The organism is Streptomyces sp. NPDC104096 (assembly GCF_055584385.1).
In genome coordinates this window covers 13,435-29,669 of record NZ_JBVJMD010000025.1, presented here as the reverse complement: position 1 = coordinate 29,669, position 16,235 = coordinate 13,435, and the positions used below count along the sequence as shown (strand labels likewise).

Here is a 16,235-nt window from a genome sequence, read left to right as displayed (position 1 = left end):
GGCCGTCGGGGCCGCGGTCGGCCGGGTCGTCGCGGCCCTGACGGCCGGGGGTTCACGCCCCCGAGGACCTGCGCTCGAACACCGTGTCCCGGGCCGTGCCCAGCGCCGTCGCCACCGCGCCGAGCAGCACCGCGTCCTCACCCAGTCGGCTCGGGGATATCCGCGGCCGCAGCGGCGTGAGCGCGCGCAGCCGCTCCCGGACCGGCCCCAGCAGCAGGTCGACGCTGTGGCCGACGCCCCCGCCGAGCACCACCAGGTCGGGGTCGAGCACGGCGGCGGCCGCCGCCACCGTGTGGGCGATCCGCTCGCCCTCCAGCCGCACCGCGCGCAGCGCCGCCGGGTCGCCGCGGCGGGCCGCCTCGAAGACCGCCTTCGCGGTGAGCTGCCCGCTCATCCCGAACCGGCGCGCCGCCTCCACCACGGCCACCCCCGACACCGCGTCCTCCAGCCGCTCCGGCTTCGGCTGTCCCGGCCAGGGCAGGAAGCCGATCTCCCCGGCCAGCCCGTGCGCCCCGGTGAACAGCCGTCCCTCGCTGACCACCCCCATGCCGAGACCGGTGCCGATCAGGATGTACGCGAACAGCCGGCTGCCCGCGCCGACCCCGTACGTGTACTCGCCCAGCGCGGCCAGATTGGCGTCGTTGTGCATCTCCAGCGGGACGCCCAGGGCCTCCCGCAGCTCCTCCAGCAGGCCGGCCCTGCCCCACCCCGGCAGATGCATCGCGTAGCGCACCCGGCGCTGCTTCTCGTCGTACACGCCGGGCGTGCCGACCACCCCGTGCACCACCTCGGCCGGGTCCACGCCGGAGTTCGCGACCACCTGCCGGGCGGTGGAGACGACCAGGTCCGCCAGCGCGCCGGAGCCGCGGGCCCGGTTGCGTACGTCGGCGCGGGCGACCAGCGTGCCGTCGAGATCGGCGACCGCCACCCGCAGCCAGCCGCGTCCGACGTCGACGCCCAGCGCGTACCCCGCGGCCGGGTCGGGGGCGTACAGGACCGCAGTGCGCCCGCGCTCGGGGGCGTGGGTGCCGACCTCGTGGACCAGCCCGACGGCCTCCAGCGCGGCCAGCGCGCTGGACACGGTCGGCTTGGACAGCCCGGTCTCACGGGCCAGCTGGGCGCGGGACGCCGCGCCGAGGCCGCGCAGCCGGTCGAGCAGCAGCCGCTCGTTGGTGCTGCGCAGGCGCTGCCGGTTCCAGGGCCGATCCGGCGGCTCTACGGCGTCACTTGCGGGCATCGGACCATTCTCGTGCACTGCCGACGCATACTTGACGCCTCTAGTAAAACTCCTTAACTATATCGGCCACTCGGTCGGTCCGCCGGGCGAGCCCGTCTCCCTGCCGCGTGTCAGGAGTCCTCATGTCCGGTACCCCGCCCCCTGCCCCTCCTGCCCCAGGGGGGTTCGTCCGCCGCGTCGGTCCGTTCCAGGCCACCGCCATCAACATGAGCCAGATGTGCGGCATCGGTCCGTTCGTGACGATCCCGCTGATGGTCGCCGCGTTCGGCGGCCCGCAGGCGGTCGTCGGGTTCGTCGCGGGCGCCGTGCTGGCGCTGTGCGACGGGCTCGTCTGGGCCGAACTGGGCGCTGCCATGCCCGGCTCGGGCGGCAGTTACGTCTACCTCCGCCAGGCCTTCCAGTACCGCACCGGGCGGCTGGTGCCGTTCCTGTTCGTGTGGACGGCGATGCTCTTCATCCCGCTGATCATGTCCACCGGCGTGGTCGGCTTCGTCCAGTACTTGGGCTATCTGGCGCCCGATCTGGGCCGGACGTCCGGCGATCTGATCGGCCTCGGTGTCATCGCCCTGGTGGTGCTCCTGCTCTGGCGCGGCATCGAGCACATCGCGCGCATCACCGCCGTGATGTGGGTGGTGATGATCGCCTCGGTGGTCCTGGTGATCGCCGCCGCGGCCACCCACTTCAGCCCGCACCTGGCCTTCACCTACCCGGCCGGCGCCTTCGACCTGACGAGCGGCCGCTTCTGGCCCGGCTTCGCCGCCGGTCTGACCATCGGCATCTACGACTACCTCGGGTACAACACCACCGCCTACATGGGCGCCGAGATCAAGGACCCCGGCCGCACCCTGCCGCGCTCCATCGTCTTCTCCGTCCTCGGCATCATGGGGATCTACCTGCTGCTCCAGATCGGCACGCTCGGCGTCGTCGACTGGCGCCGGATGACCGACCCGGCCGACATCGCCTCCACCTCGGTGGCGTCGGCGGTGCTGGAGGAGACCTGGGGCAGGGGCGCCGCCGACACGGTCACCGTCCTGATCCTGATCACGGCCTTCGCCTCGGTGTTCACCGGGCTGCTCGGCGGCTCGCGGGTGCCGTACGACGCCGCCCGCGACGGGGTGTTCTTCCGCCCGTTCGCGAAGCTCCACCCCCGGCACCGGTTCCCCGTGCCGGGCCTGGCCGCGATGGGCGTGATCACCGCGATCGGCTTCCTGATCGGCCGGCACACCGACCTGGCGACACTGATCCAGCTGCTGACCACCGTGATGGTGATCGTCCAGGCGCTCGCCCAGATCGTCGCGCTGACGGTCCTGCGCAGGCGCCGGCCGACGCTCGGCCGCCCGTACCGGATGTGGCTCTACCCGCTGCCGAGCGTCCTCGCGCTCGCCGGCTGGTGCGTCATCTACGGCTACGCCGACCACAACTCCCCGGGCCGGCATCCCATCGAATGGTCGCTGGCCTGGCTGGCCCTCGGCTGCGTGGCGTTCCTGGTCTGGGCGTGGCGGGAGAAGGTGTGGCCGTTCGGCGGGAAGGAGATCAGCGAGCGGTACGACGCCCCGTCCGCGCCGGAGGCGGAGCCCGCCGGAACCTGACCGGCCGTCGACGGGCGTCCGAGCCGTCGACGGGCGTCCGTGGGCGTCCGTGGGCGGACACAGGCGGGCCGGCCCGCTGGATGCGGACCGGCCGGCCCGTCGACTCGCCTCCTGTGATAGTTGCGAGACTTTATGGCTTGGGGAGACTGCGTGCCGCCGTCACCGCGCACATCATGCCGAGGATGATGGCCAGCGCGCCGATGATGATGTTGTTCAGCACGACTCCGGTGTCGGGGCTCGTGCCGACGATCCAGGGCGCGATGATCATCCACACGCCGAGGGCGCACATGGCCCAGCTCAGCCCGTACATCCGGGCGGGCGCGGCGGTGAATCCGAGGGCCAGCAGGCCGATGGCCACGCCCATGATCAGGTTGTGGGGCACGAGCGCCGGCTGGCTCAGCGTGTAGTGGAGTATCCACGGGGACGCGGCGCAGTACAGGCCGAGCAGGAACACCGGCCCGTCCATGAGCACCACATCACGACCACCGAGCATGCGGGCGTACCGTTCCCGCATTTCGGCGGCATCGGGGTGAGTGGATATGTCACCCCTGGTCGGTGAGACGTTGGCCATGACGCGTCTCCTTTGGCTGACAGGCCGAACCGCTGGCGCGGTATGCGGTGAACGCCGCTTGTACCCCATTCTGCTCTTATTTCCCCCTTATGTGTAGAGGGTGACGAGATCAGGTCGATCGCCACCCTTTCCAGGCCACCGGAAGAGCGCGGATCGGGCGCGGCTCGGGCGCCGATCGGACGCGGATCGAGTGTCGGTCGGGTACGGATCGGGTGTCGATCGATCCATCGGTCTGATCGATGCATTGTTCGTGCATCGAAAGCGATTGCGGCACGTGGTCGCCCGCCCGGCCCGTGTCGCCTCAGGCGCACGTCTCCTGGTGGAGGCAGCTGCGCAGCCGGAGCAGCCCGCGGCGCGCGTGGCTCTTCACCGTGCCCAGGGGGAGGCCGGTGCGCTCCGCGATCTGGGCCTGGGTCAGGTCCTCGTAGAAGGTCAGCCGCAGCACCCGCTGCTGGGGGGCCGGGAGCCGGGCCAGCTCGTGGTGGACGAGCATCCGGTCGAGGACGGCCTCGGGCTGCGGCCGCGCGGCGGGCGCGAGCATGGAGCCGGCCGCGGCGACGAGGTCGGCGCGGCGGGTCCGGGCGCCGAGCGCGTCGGCGACCTTGCGCCTGGTGATGCCGACGATCCATCCCGCCAGCGTGCCGCGCTCCGGGCGGTAGCCCAGGCGGCCGCGCCAGACCCCCAGGAACACCTGCTGCGCGACGTCCTCCGCCTCCCTGGCGTCCCCCAGGGAACGCCGGGCGAGCGTGTGCACCAGTGCCGACCAGCGATGGCAGACGACGGCCAGACAGGCCTCGTCGCCCGCCACCAGACCGCGGGCCAGCTCCTCGTCGGAGTACGACTCCTCCGGCCGGGTCCACAGCGGGGCGGCGGGAGGCGACGCGGCGCTCGGATCCGGACTCATGGCGGCGACTCCTCGCATCGTACGGACCGGTCCACGACACCGTCGACGGGCACCGGTAGCGCCATCCTGCGAGCGGCGGAGCCGTCCGCTCAATGCGCATCGGTTGTGCATCGGTTGGCCGTCGTAGAGTCGGCTCATGAGCGAGTCCGCGAGTGAGACCCCGGCCGAGAGCCCGAGCGGGTCCCCGAGTCAGTCCCCGAACGAGGTCCCGGACGAGGAGTCGAACGACGGTGCGGCCGTCGCGGGTCTGACCACCGGTGCGGTGGCCCGCCGGCTGGGGGTGTCGCCCACCACGCTGCGCTCCTGGGACCGCAGATACGGCATCGGTCCGGCGGTCCGCCCCGACGGACGCCACCGGCGCTGGACCCGGCAGGACGTGGCGACGCTGGAGACGATGTGCCGGCTGACGTCCGCCGGGGTGCCGCCCGCGGAGGCGGCCCGCGCCGCGCAGGGCGAGGCGGCCGGCACGGCACCCCGGGCCGCCGCCCCGGCCGTGCCCGCCGCGACCGGGTCGCTGCCTCTGGGCGACGTGCGCCAGGAGTGCCGGGGCCTCGCCCGCGCCGCCGTCCGGCTCGACGCCCCCGCGGTTCAGGAGCAGCTGGCCCGCGCCGTCGAGGAGCACGGGCTGACGGTCGCCTGGCAGGAGGTGATGGTGCCGACGCTGCACGCGGTGGGACGCAAGTGGGCCTCGTCCGGAGACCGCTACGTCGAGGTCGAGCACCTGCTGTCCTGGCATGTCTCCGGCACCCTGCACCGGCACACCCGCCCCATCGGACGGTACGCGGACGTCGATCCCGGAGCGCCGGGACCGGTGGTGCTCGCCTGCGTCCCCGGCGAACAGCACACCCTGCCGCTGGAGGCGCTCGACGCGGGACTGGGCGAACTCGGCGTGCCCACCCGGATGTTCGGGGCGGCCGTACCCGCCGAGGCGCTGATCGCCGCGGTCGGGCGGCTCGGACCCGCGGCCGTGGTCCTGTGGGCCCAGGCGCGCTCCTCGGCCAGCCTGCCGCTGGCCCAGCACGTCGCCGCCGCGCAGTGGGGCGTGAAGGGCGCCCGCAGACAGCCCCTGATGATGCTCGCCGGTCCCGGCTGGCTCGGCCGGGCCACCCACAAGATGGCGCGACCGAACAGCCTGAGGGAGGCGCTGGACGTACTGGCCGGTCTGTACGCGGAGTTCGACGGGCTCGGCGTTCGGCGGGTCCGGCGGCCAGGGAGCCCGGGCGGCCCGGCGGACACTTAGAGCTCCGGACAAAAGCGGGGCCCGGCGGACGGCGCCCGGCACGCACGCTCGCGGCGTTGCCGAAAGGCCCTGGTGGCTCCGCTGCAAGGACCTTCCGGCGTCTTGCGATCGCACGCACCGGACACCGTCCGCCGATCGGCCCCACTTTTGTCCGGAGCTCTTAGGACGGGGCGCACTCAGTCGCGTCCGCGGGCCTCCCGGAAGCGGGCGAGTCCCTCGGCGAGGTCGACGATCGGCTCCGGGTAGTCCACCGCCGCGCGCTCCGGCCCCCGGAGTTTCCACGGCTCGTGCACCGACGGCCCCTCGACGCGCGCCAGTTCGGGCACCCACCGGCGTACGTAGTCCCCGTCGGGATCGTGCCGCTTGGCCTGGGTGACGGGGTTGAGCACCCGGTTGGGGCGGCTGTCGGTGCCGGTCCCGGCCATCCACTGCCAGTTGAGCTGGTTGTTGGCGACATCCCCGTCGACCAGCAGGTCCAGGAAGTGCCGGGCGCCGACCCGCCAGTCGACGTAGAGCGTCTTGGTGAGGAAGCTCGCCGTCAGCAGTCGGCAGCGGTTGTGCATCCAGCCCTCGTAACGGAGTTGGCGCATTCCCGCGTCGATCACCGGATAGCCCGTGCGGCCCTCCCGCCACGCCGCCACGTCCTCCCGCGCCGTGCGCTCGGACCGCCAGCGGTCCCGCTTGGTGCGGTAGTCGGCGGTGGCCGCCGCCGGGCGCGCGGCGAGCACCTGGCGGTGGAAGTCCCGCCACGCGAGCTGTCGTACGAACGCGTCGGCGCCGGGACCGCCCGCGCGGCGCGCCCGGTTGACGACCTCCACGGGGGAGAGGGTGCCGAAGTGCAGGTGCGGGGAGAGCCGGGAGGTCGCGTCGCCGCCGAGGTCGTCCTGGCCGGTCTCGTAGGCGTCGACGCCGCGGCGGAGCCAGGCCGTGAGCCGCTCCCGGCCCGCCGTCTCGCCGCCCGCGGCCAGGCCCTCCGACACCGCGGTGAGTTCCTTCCGGCAGGGCAGTTCATCGGAACCGACGCCGTCCGGGACCCGCACGGCGCGCGGCGCGCGGAGAGTGTCGCGCAGCGCCTGCTGCGACCACTGCCGGAAGTAGGGGGTGAAGACGGCGAAGTGGTCCGAGGAGGCCGGCGTCACGGCACCCGGCGGGACGGCCGTGCTCACCGTGTCGTGGACGTGCAGCCGTACGCCCTGGGCCTCCAGCGCGGCCCGCAGCCGTTCCTCGCGTCGCTGGGCGAAGGCGCTGACGTCGGCCGCCATGTGCACCTCGTCCGCGTCCGACTCGGCCGCCGCCTTGCAGACCTGCTCGACGACGTCGCCGTGGCGCAGGACGAGCCGCCCGCCGCGCTCGCGCAGTCCCGCGTCCAGGTCCCGAAGGCAGTCCGCGAGGAACGCCAGCCGGTTGGCGGCGGCGAACCCGGCGCCGTCCACGGCCGGATCGCGTACGAAGAGCGGTACGACCTGCCGGGCGCCGTCGAGGGCGGCGCGCAGCGGCGGATGGTCGTGCAGACGGAGGTCGCAGGTGAACAGGACGACCGAGACGTTCATGAGGCATGCTCCGGAGAAGAGTGGGGGCCGCTGAGGTGCTTCCGGCCCGGGACGTCCGGTGGATGCGGGTGTTCTCGGGCAGGGGTGGCGCTGCGGATGCGGGTGCTCCCGGGTGGGGACGGCGGTGGCACGGCGGTCGCGGGTGCCCCGGAGTACCGGTGGCGCGCGGTCGTGGACGCTCCCGGGTACGGGTGGCGTGGTGGACGCGGCCGTCAGCCCGGGGGCGTGCGATCCGTGTCGGGGCGGACCGGGCTCGCCGCCGCGGCGCGGGCGATGTTGCGGGCCATCCCGCCGAACACGACGGCGTGGAAGGGGGAGACGCTCCACCAGTAGGCCTGGCCGAGCAGTCCGCGCGGATGGAACAGGGCGCGCTGGCGGTACCGGGTGCGGCCGTCGCCGTCCGCGTCCACGTACATCTCCAGCCAGGCCAGACCCGGCAGCCGCATCTCGGCGCGCAGCCGCAGCAGCCGTCCCGGCTGGATCTCCTCGACCCGCCAGAAGTCCAGCGAGTCGCCGACCCGCAGCCGCGTCGCGTCCCGGCGGCCGCGGCGCAGTCCGACCCCGCCGACCAGCCGGTCCATCCAGCCGCGCACGGCCCAGGCCAGCGGGAAGGAGTACCAGCCGTTCTCGCCCCCGATGCCCTCGATCACCCGCCACAGCGCCGCGCAGGACGCCTCGACCGGCTGCTCGCGCTCGTCGGTGTAGAGGCTGCCGCCCGCCCAGTCCGGGTCGGTGGGCAGCGGGTCGCTCGGGGCGCCGGGCACGGACGCGGACGACCACCGGGTCGTCACCTTCGCCTCGCGCACCCGGCGCAGCGCGAGCCGGACCGCCTCGTCGAAGCCGATCGGATGCCCCGGCGGGTCGGGGACGTACCGGACGATGTCGTGCTCGTGGCAGACGACCTCGTGCCGCAGCGACTCGGTCAGCGGCCGCGCGATCGCCGCGGGCACCGGCGTGACCAGGCCGACCCAGTGACTGGACAGGCCCGGGGAGAGCATCGGCACGGAGACGATGAGACGGCGCGGCAGGTGTGCGACCGCGGCGTAGCGCACCATCATCTCCCGGTACGTCAGGACGTCCGGCCCCCCGATGTCGAAGGCGCGGCTCACGTCCGCGGGCATCCGGGCGCTGCCGACCAGGACGCGCAGCACGTCCCGCACCGCCACCGGCTGGATCCGGGTGTGCACCCAGCTGGGGGTGACCATCACCGGGAGGCGTTCGGTGAGGTAGCGCAGCATCTCGAAGGAGGCCGACCCGGAGCCGAGGATGACGGCCGCCCGCAGCACGGTCGTCGGCACCCCCGAGGCGAGGAGGATGCGGCCGACCTCCCCCCGCGACCGCAGATGCGGCGACAACTCGTGCTCGGGGACCTTCTCGGGGGCCAGGCCGCCGAGGTAGACGATCCGGCGTACGCCCGCGGCCCGGGCCTGCTCGCCGAAGACCCGGGCGGCCTCCCGGTCCGTCCGTTCGAAGTCCTTGCCGCTGCCCAGGGCGTGCACCAGGTAGTAGGCGACGTCGATGTCCCGCAGGGCGGCGGCGACGGACTCGGCGTCGGTGACGTCGCCGCGCACCACCTCCGCCTCGTCCACCCACGGATGGTCGCGCAGCCGCTCGGGGGAGCGGGCCATACACCGCACCCGGTGGCCCGCGTCGAGCAGTTCCGGGACGAGCCGGCCGCCGATGTAGCCGGTGGCACCGGTCACCAGGCAGCGCAGCCCGGCTCCGGGGTCGTCTGCGTTCATGTGCATGCGGTCCTTCGCGTCGCGGCCCCCTCGATCGGGATCGATCCCTCCCGCATCACTTCCCCGCGCCGGACCCCTCCGGATGCGGCGTTCGGGTTTCTATACGCTGACCGTGTGGCCACAGCGAACGACCGGGAGCAGCTCGCGCGGGGACAGCGGTCCCCCGACGACGCGGTGCCGACCGACCTGCCCGCCTTCGGCGTCCAGCTGCGCCGGATGAACGGTGAGATCAACCGTCTGATGCAGGGGTTCGCGGGGGAGCAGGGACTGCACCCGACGGACGTCCAGGCGCTCGCGGCCATCCTCGACTCCGACGGACCGATGACCCCGAAGCGGCTGCGCGAGCACCTCGGGCTCACCTCGGGCGCGGTGACCGCGTGCGTGGACCGGCTGGAGCGCGCGGGACACATCCGCCGTGTCCGGGAGAGCGCCGACCGCCGGGTGGTGCACCTGCACTACGCGGCCGGCGCCCTGCCGGCGGCCCGGACCTACTTCCGTCCGCTGGCGGACGCCACGGCGGCCGCCCGGTCCCGCTTCACCGAGGACGAGCTGGCGCTGGTCCTGCGCTTCCTGACGGCCATGAACGAGGAACTCGCCGGGATCACGGATCCCCATTCCGGACACTGACGGGGCGGCGGCCCGCACGTCAGCACATCCGGCGCCATCGTGGCCTGTGTGCCTGTGTGCCTGTGTGCCTGTGTGCCTGTGTGCCCGTGTGCCCGTGTGCCTGTGTGGCCATGGGCTCATGGGCTCATGTGCCCGCGTGTTCGAACGTCTGCGTGTCCGCGCATCCGCGGGCCGGTGGGCGGCCGAAGGGTGGGTGTCGTCTACGATCGTCGCCGGTCGATATATCTCAATCATCAAGATTGTTTTTCATTAAGATTATCTACCGTCGAGACACCCTTCCTCCCTCGGAGCACGGAGAACCATGTCCACCACTCCACGACGGGCCCGCCGACTGGTCCGGCTCGTCCCACTGGTCCTGCTCGCCGTGTGGCTCGGCGTCGGCGGTCTGCTCGGCCCCTACGCCGGGCGCCTGGGCGAGGTCGCGACGAACGACCGTGCCGCGTTCCTGCCGCGCAGCGCCGAGTCGACCGAGGTCGTCGCCGAACAGCGGGCCTTCCGGCAGGACGAGACACTGCCGGCGATCGTCCTGTGGACCGCCCCCGCCGACGCCGCTGCGGGCGCCCGGATCGCCGACAGCCGCGCGGCGGCCGACCGTGCGCTGGCCTCGCTCCCCGGTATGCCGGGCGTCGTCGGCCGGGTGTCGCCCGCGATCCCCTCCGCGGACGGCGCGGCCCTGGAAGCCGTCGTGCAACTGCGGCCCGACCTCGGAGCCGCACTCCCCGACACCCTCGACCGGATCCGGTCCGCAGCGGCGCGCGTCCCCGGCACCACGGTCCAGCTGGCCGGACCGGCCGCCGGCCAGGCCGACCTGGCCGACGCGTTCTCCGGGATCGACGGACTGCTCCTCGTCGTGGCACTGGTCACCGTCCTGGTGATCCTGCTGCTGGTCTACCGCAGCCTGCTGCTGCCGCTGATCGTCATCCTCGGCGCGGTCTTCGCGCTGGGGCTCGCCTGCGCGGTGGTCTACGTGCTCGCCGACCACGACGTGGTCCGCGTCGACGGACAGATCCAGGGCATCCTCTCCATCCTCGTCATCGGGGCCGCCACCGACTACGCCCTGCTCGTGACCGCCCGCTTCCGCGAGGAACTCGCCCTGGGCGAGGACCGGTTCACGGCCGTACGGGCCGCGCTGCGGCAGTCCTGGGGCGCCGTAGTGGCCAGCGCGGCCACCGTGGCCCTCGCGCTGCTCGCCCTGCTGTTCAGCGACCTCACCAACAACCGGGCACTCGGCCCGGTCGGCGCCATCGGCATCTGCTGCGCCGCGCTCAGCGCCCTGACGTTCCTGCCCGCGGCCCTCGTCCTGCTGGGCCGCGCCGCCTACTGGCCCGCGAAGCCCAAGCCCGCCCGGGGTCCCGGCGCCGGGGCGGGGGTGTGGCACCGGGTCGCGCAGCTCGTCGACCGGTCGCCCCGCAAGGTCTGGGCGATCTCGCTCGCCGGCCTGCTGGCGTGCGTCGCGTTCGCCCCGGCCCTCAGCTCCCGAGGCGTCCCCCTCGACGAGATCTTCGTCAACGACGTGCCCTCCGTCGCCGCCCAGAAGTCCCTCGGCGAACACTTCCCCGGCGGTTCCGGCAACCCGACGGTGGTCGTCGCCGACGCCGCGGCACTGGACCGGGTGGTCGCGGCGGCCAAGGACACCGAGGGTGTCGACTCCGCCGCCGGTGTGGCCGGCTCCGGCCGCCCCGGCGGCAAGGCCCTGGTCGTCGACGGACGGGTGCTCGTCGACGTCACCCTCACCTCCGCCGCGGACAGCGACGAGGCCAAGCGGACCGTCGCCCGGCTGCGCACCACCTTGCACGCGATCCCCGGCGCGCACGCCGTCGTCGGCGGTTACACCGCCCAGCAGTACGACACCCTGCGCACCGCCGAGCGCGACCGAGGCCTCATCGTCCCCGTGGTCCTCGTCATCATCTTCGTCATCCTGACGGTGCTGCTGCGCTCGCTGCTGATGCCGGCGCTGCTCGTGGCCACCGTGGCGCTCAACTTCCTGGCCACACTGGGTGTCTCGGCCCTCGTCTTCCGCCATGTGTTCGGCTTCTCCGCCACGGAGGCGTCGGTCCCGCTGTACGGCTTCGTGTTCCTGGTCGCCCTGGGGGTCGACTACAACATCTTCCTCATGTCCCGGGTCCGGGAGGAGTCGATGCGGCACGGAGTGCGCCAGGGCGTGCTGCGCGGTCTGGTCAGCACCGGCGGGGTCATCACCTCCGCGGGCGTGGTGCTCGCGGCGACCTTCGCCGCCCTCGGGGTCATCCCGCTCGCCTTCCTGGTGCAGATCGCCTTCATCGTCGCCTTCGGCGTCCTGCTCGACACCCTCGTGGTGCGCTCGCTCCTGGTCCCGTCCCTGGTGCTGGACATCGGGGCCAGGTCGTGGTGGCCGGGACGGCTGAGCCGGACTTCCGCCGCGGACACCGCGCGGACCGCGGACGGCGGGCCGCTCGACCCGGCGGACTCCGCGCCGGAGTCGCAGGAGCACGCGCCGCGCTGACGGCCCCGTACGAGACCCGTCCCCCGGTCGGCGCACATGACCGCGCCGATCGGGGGCAGGCGGTCCTTACGGTTCTCACGGTCGAATTCGGAGGTGTCCGCCGCCATGGGTGCGAAGGTGTTGCAGCGCTTTCCCGCGGGAGCCCCGCGAGGCTCCTGGCCCGCGGAGGAGTTCGCGGCGGCCCGCCGCGCACAGGGCGAGCCCGCGACCGTGGTCATGGATCTGAAGTCGGACGCCTTCCTCGTCGTGGTCCCCGGCCGCGACGAGGACTGATCAGGACGGCGGACGGGCGTGTCGGCTGTGGCACGCGGTGCCCGGCCGCCGCTCAGCCGGACCCGTCCACCAGTGTGCGCAGATGTGCCTGCCGGGACCGCGCCGTCTGACCCTGGACCAGCAGGAACAACCCTTCCCTCGCGAGGCGTTGGGCACGGCTCGTCAAGGCCATCGCCCGTCCGCCGCCCGCCACCACCGCGGCCGTGGTGGCCGCCCGCAGTACCTCCAGCGCGCGCGTCCTGAGCGCCAGCCGCTCCTCCAGTCGCTCGTCCGTCACCGACAGGTCGGCGAGGTCGTAGGCCTGGCGCCGCACCTCGTCGAGCCGGTCGCGCAGCGGCCCGGCGGTGTCGTCGTCCAGCAGATCCAGCGCGGCCCGCGCGACCCCGAACACGGCTGGTGAGGCGTTCGCCGACTTCACCCGGTCCGCCACGGCCCACCGGTCGTACGGCGTGCGCGACGCCACCGCGTCCTCGGCCAGCCGCAGTCCGTCCAGCTCCAGCGACACCGTGCGCGCGGCGGTCAGGGCCGCGAGGCGCATCGGCCGCGACGCCCGCAGCCCCGGCTGCTCCCGTGCCTCGGCGAAGGCGAACAGCGCCTCGCCGGCCTCGGTCACCCCGGCCAGCAGCAGTACGTCGTTCAGCCCCCACCCGGTGTACCAGGGCACCGTTCCGTCGAACCGCCACCCACCCCGTTCCCGGGTGACCCGCACGGGCGTGCGCGGATACGCGCGCAGGTGCGCGTACGCCACCCCGGACAGCAGCTCACCGCGCGCCAGCGGACCCAACAGGCGCTCGCGTACCGGCAGTTCGCTCTTGGCCAGGGTCAGCACCGGTGTGTGGTGCTGGGTCTGCACGAACCACGTCGAACAGCACGCCCCGGCCAGGATCTCCGCCGTCTCCCGCGCCACCGCGCCGGGTGCCGACGAGCCGCCGTACTCCGTCGGAGCGCTCACCCCGAGCAGCCCCGACCGCTTGATGGCCTCGATGTGGCTCGCGGGCACGCCCTCCTGGTCGACGCGCTCGGCGTGCGGGGCGAGGACGTCGTCCGCGAGGAGGCGGGCGCGGGCGACGAGCGGGTGCGGTGCGACGGTCATGAGCAGAATCTTCCGGTGGCCCGGCGCGGGGTGTCGATCCGGCGGGGCGCCGTTCGTGTAGGAGGTGGGGAAACGCCCGGACCGACCCACGACGCCATGGAGGCCGTCATGAAGTACTACCTGCTCAGCGTGATCACGCCGACCGACGGGGAGCCGCCCTCGCCCGAGGGGATGGCGCGGATCCGGCGCAACCTGGAGACCTTCCACCAGGAGCTGCGCGAGGCGGACGCCTGGGTCTTCGCGGGCGGACTGCACGGCACGGAGACCGCCACCGTCCTGCGCCCGCAGGGAGACGACGTCCTCGTCACCGACGGGCCGTACGCCGAGGGCAAGGAGTATCTGGGCGGCATCTGCCTGATCAAGGCCCCCGACCTGGACGCGGCCCTGCACTGGGGCCGCCGGGCGACCTGGGCCACCAAACTCCCCATCGAGGTGCGCCCGTTCATGGGCGAGGCCTGATGCCACCCGACGTCGAGGCGGTCTTCCGCGCGGAGTACGGCCGCGCGGTCGCCGTCCTCGTCCGCTTCCTCGGTGACATCGATCTCGCCGAGGAAGCCGTCCAGGACGCCTTCACCACGGCCGTGCGCGGCTGGCCGGAGACCGGGGTGCCGCCGAGCCCCGCGGGCTGGATCATCACCACCGCGCGCAACCGGGCCGTCGACCGGCTGCGCCGCGAGTCCACCCGGGACGCCCGGCAGGCCGAGGCCGCCCGGCTGTACGCAGCCGGTCCGCCCGGCGAGGAGGGACCCGTGCGCGACGACCGGCTCCGGCTGATCTTCACCTGCTGCCATCCCGCGCTCGCCACCCGGGCCCAGGTCGCCCTGACCCTGCGCCTGCTCGGCGGACTCACCACCGCGCAGATCGCCCGCGCCTTCCTCGTCGCCGAGCCGACGATGGCCCAGCGCCTGGTCCGCGCCAAGGCCAAGATCCGCGACGCCCGGATCCCGTACCGCGTGCCCCGTGACGCGGACCTCCCGGACCGGTTGAAGGGCGTGCTGGCCGTTGTCTACCTGATCTTCAACGAGGGATACAACGGGGATCCCGGACTGTGCGCCGAGGCCGTCCGCCTCGGCCGTCTCCTGGCGGAGCTGATGCCGGACGAGCCCGAGGTCACCGGCCTGCTGGCGCTGATGCTGCTGATCGAGTCCCGCCGTCCGGCCCGGCTCGACGCGGGCGGCGCGCTCGTCCCGCTGCCCGAGCAGGACCGGACCCGGTGGGACGCCGGGCTGATCGCCGAGGGACAGGACCTGGTCCGCCGCTGCCTGCGCCGCAACCGGCCCGGCCCCTACCAGGCCCAGGCCGCCGTCCAGGCCGTGCACAGTGACGCGCCGACGGCCGGGGCCACCGACTGGGGACAGATCCTGCGGCTCTACGACCTGCTCGCGGCCCTCGCGCCCGGCCCGGTCGTCGCCCTGAACCGGGCCGTCGCCGTCGCCGAGGTCCACGGCCCCGGAGCCGCCCTGGACCTGGTGGACGGCCTCGGCCTCGACGGGTACCACGTCCTCCACGCGGTCCGCGCCGACCTGCTGCGCCGCCTGGGCCGGACCGTCGAGGCGGTCCAGGCGTACGAGGCGGCGATCGCGCTCACCGACAGCGCGGCGGAGCGCGCCCACCTCGAACGCAGGCGCGGCGAGCTGACAGGCGCACGGAACTCCTGAGCGCCGGTCGAGGGGGCCGGCGGGGTCGGGTGGGGCGAGGGGGTCGGCCGACCGGGCCGGTCGGTGGGGTCGGGTGATCAGGAGGCCCAGACGCCGTCCCGCATGAGATGCCGGCCGGGCAGCTCGTGCACCCCGCGCCAGGCCTGCACCGCGCGCGGACGCACCCGGAAGTAGGCGTACGCCGCGGAGTCCGCGCGCGGGTCCCAGCCGGTCTTCGTACGGAACGCGTCCGCCGCCGTCCGCGGCACGTCCGCCGCGGCGAACGTCTCCACGTCACCGTCCACGAGGACGACGTCCACGGTGTCCCCGAACGCCAGCCGGACCCGTCGGCCGTGGCGCAGATTGCGGCCGGTGGGGTTGGCCGGCCTGGTGGACAGCCACAGCGCCTCGCCGTCCCAGACGAACCACAGCGCCACCAGACACGGCAGCCCCTCGGCGTCCGCGGTGGCGACCCAGACGTCCCGCTCCCGCTCCAGCCGGTCCCGTACGTCGTGTCTGCGCTGTTCGAGGGTGCGGGGTGCGCCGGTGATCGTCATGGTGGGGACGCTAGCGGGCGGCGTCGCCGCCGCGCCTCGGGCCGGAGGCGGAGCGTGACCCGGTCCGGGGACCTACGCCGGGGGAGCGGGGGCCGGACGAGCCCGGACGGGTGACTGGCGTGCACGAAGTTTTACGTATAACCTCACCCGTCAATCGCACGTACCGAAAGGCCCCGATGAGACGCATCGCCCTGGTCACCCTCGTCGTCGACGACTACGACGAGGCGGTCCGCTTCTACACGCAGGCGCTCGGATTCCGCCTCGTCGAGGACGCCCCCCGCCCCGACGGCTCGCGCTGGGTCGTCGTGGAGCCCGGGACGTCCGGCGCCGAAGGGCCGGGTACCGCGCTGCTGCTGGCGCGGGCCAAGAACGACGCGCAGCGCGGCCGGGTCGGCGACCAGACGGGCGGGCGTGTCGGGTTCTTCCTGCACACCGACGACTTCGCCCGCGACCACGCCCGGATGCTCGCCGCGGGCGTGACCTTCCTGGAGGAGCCGCGCCACGAGCCGTACGGCTCGGTGGCGGTCTTCGAGGATCTGTACGGCAACCGCTGGGACCTGCTCCAGCCCGCCGGCTGAGCCTCCGCTCGCCGCACCCGCTTCCGCCGCGGCCCCTCCCGCCGTACTTTCTCCCGCCGTGGCCCCTTCCGCCACGGCTCCACTCGCCGCACCCGCTTCCGCCGCGGACCCGTCCGCCGCTTCGAACCACCCGCTCAAGACTCGCTCCGAGGGAA

At 73.7% G+C, this 16,235-nt stretch carries 15 protein-coding genes; 8 read left to right on the top strand and 7 right to left on the bottom strand.

Features of this window, described 5'->3' with window-relative positions:
- Positions 1-52 precede the first annotated feature (52 nt).
- Entirely contained in the window at positions 53-1,237 is a 1,185-nt protein-coding gene (locus tag ACZ60B_RS24360) for an ROK family transcriptional regulator (protein ID WP_469390277.1), read from the bottom strand.
- A gap of 122 nt (positions 1,238-1,359) precedes the next feature.
- Here ACZ60B_RS24360 and ACZ60B_RS24355 point away from each other — a divergent pair, with 122 nt between their 5' ends.
- Positions 1,360-2,826 carry an APC family permease gene (locus ACZ60B_RS24355; protein WP_469390275.1) on the top strand — a complete coding sequence of 489 codons (1,467 nt, stop codon included), beginning with the start codon at positions 1,360-1,362 and terminating at the stop codon, positions 2,824-2,826.
- A 130-nt stretch (positions 2,827-2,956) separates the two neighbouring features.
- On the opposite strand, the gene ACZ60B_RS24350 is transcribed toward ACZ60B_RS24355, so the two are convergent.
- Both ACZ60B_RS24350 and ACZ60B_RS24345 read right to left on the bottom strand, forming a co-directional pair.
- Positions 2,957-3,397: an SPW repeat protein gene (locus tag ACZ60B_RS24350; protein ID WP_469390274.1), complete on the bottom strand. Its 441-nt coding sequence runs from the start codon at positions 3,395-3,397 to the stop codon at positions 2,957-2,959.
- A gap of 301 nt (positions 3,398-3,698) precedes the next feature.
- Positions 3,699-4,301, bottom strand: a complete 603-nt coding sequence (locus ACZ60B_RS24345) for a sigma-70 family RNA polymerase sigma factor (protein WP_469390272.1) — start codon at positions 4,299-4,301, stop codon at positions 3,699-3,701.
- A 136-nt stretch (positions 4,302-4,437) separates the two neighbouring features.
- On the opposite strand from ACZ60B_RS24345, the gene ACZ60B_RS24340 reads away from it, so the two are divergent.
- A complete protein-coding gene (locus tag ACZ60B_RS24340) occupies positions 4,438-5,541 on the top strand; it encodes a MerR family transcriptional regulator (RefSeq protein WP_469390270.1) in 1,104 nt (367 codons plus the stop codon).
- Positions 5,542-5,717: 176 nt separating this feature from the next.
- Here the strand turns inward: ACZ60B_RS24340 and ACZ60B_RS24335 are convergent, their stop codons facing one another.
- Complete coding sequence (locus tag ACZ60B_RS24335; RefSeq protein ID WP_469390268.1) at positions 5,718-7,091, bottom strand: cryptochrome/photolyase family protein; 1,374 nt, start codon at positions 7,089-7,091, stop codon at positions 5,718-5,720.
- A 212-nt stretch (positions 7,092-7,303) separates the two neighbouring features.
- Entirely contained in the window at positions 7,304-8,833 is a 1,530-nt protein-coding gene (locus ACZ60B_RS24330) for an SDR family oxidoreductase (RefSeq protein WP_469390266.1), read from the bottom strand.
- Between the two features lie 114 nt (positions 8,834-8,947).
- Here ACZ60B_RS24330 and ACZ60B_RS24325 point away from each other — a divergent pair, with 114 nt between their 5' ends.
- The 3 genes from ACZ60B_RS24325 to ACZ60B_RS24315 all read left to right on the top strand — a co-directional run bounded on the left by ACZ60B_RS24325 (position 8,948) and on the right by ACZ60B_RS24315 (position 12,215).
- On the top strand, positions 8,948-9,460 hold the full coding sequence (locus ACZ60B_RS24325) for a MarR family winged helix-turn-helix transcriptional regulator (protein WP_469390264.1): 513 nt from the start codon (positions 8,948-8,950) through the stop codon (positions 9,458-9,460).
- A 301-nt stretch (positions 9,461-9,761) separates the two neighbouring features.
- Positions 9,762-11,942, top strand: a complete 2,181-nt coding sequence (locus ACZ60B_RS24320; protein ID WP_469390262.1) for an MMPL family transporter — start codon at positions 9,762-9,764, stop codon at positions 11,940-11,942.
- 105 nt (positions 11,943-12,047) lie between these two features.
- Positions 12,048-12,215, top strand: a complete 168-nt coding sequence (locus ACZ60B_RS24315; protein ID WP_469390260.1) for a hypothetical protein — start codon at positions 12,048-12,050, stop codon at positions 12,213-12,215.
- Positions 12,216-12,267: 52 nt separating this feature from the next.
- Here the strand turns inward: ACZ60B_RS24315 and ACZ60B_RS24310 are convergent, their stop codons facing one another.
- The gene (locus ACZ60B_RS24310; protein ID WP_469390258.1) at positions 12,268-13,308 is read right to left on the bottom strand and encodes an acyl-CoA dehydrogenase family protein; all 1,041 of its coding nucleotides are present in this window, start codon (positions 13,306-13,308) and stop codon (positions 12,268-12,270) included.
- Between the two features lie 108 nt (positions 13,309-13,416).
- Here ACZ60B_RS24310 and ACZ60B_RS24305 point away from each other — a divergent pair, with 108 nt between their 5' ends.
- Entirely contained in the window at positions 13,417-13,767 is a 351-nt protein-coding gene (locus ACZ60B_RS24305) for a YciI family protein (RefSeq protein ID WP_469390256.1), read from the top strand.
- Positions 13,767-14,966 (top strand): RNA polymerase sigma factor, encoded by a 1,200-nt coding sequence (locus ACZ60B_RS24300; RefSeq protein WP_469390254.1) that lies wholly within the window; start codon positions 13,767-13,769, stop codon positions 14,964-14,966. Before ACZ60B_RS24305 ends, ACZ60B_RS24300 begins: the two co-directional genes overlap by 1 nt.
- Before the next feature lie 77 nt (positions 14,967-15,043).
- On the opposite strand, the gene ACZ60B_RS24295 is transcribed toward ACZ60B_RS24300, so the two are convergent.
- Positions 15,044-15,502: a pyridoxamine 5'-phosphate oxidase family protein gene (locus ACZ60B_RS24295; RefSeq protein WP_469390252.1), complete on the bottom strand. Its 459-nt coding sequence runs from the start codon at positions 15,500-15,502 to the stop codon at positions 15,044-15,046.
- Positions 15,503-15,678: 176 nt separating this feature from the next.
- On the opposite strand from ACZ60B_RS24295, the gene ACZ60B_RS24290 reads away from it, so the two are divergent.
- On the top strand, positions 15,679-16,080 hold the full coding sequence (locus ACZ60B_RS24290; RefSeq protein WP_469390250.1) for a VOC family protein: 402 nt from the start codon (positions 15,679-15,681) through the stop codon (positions 16,078-16,080).
- Positions 16,081-16,235 lie beyond the last annotated feature (155 nt).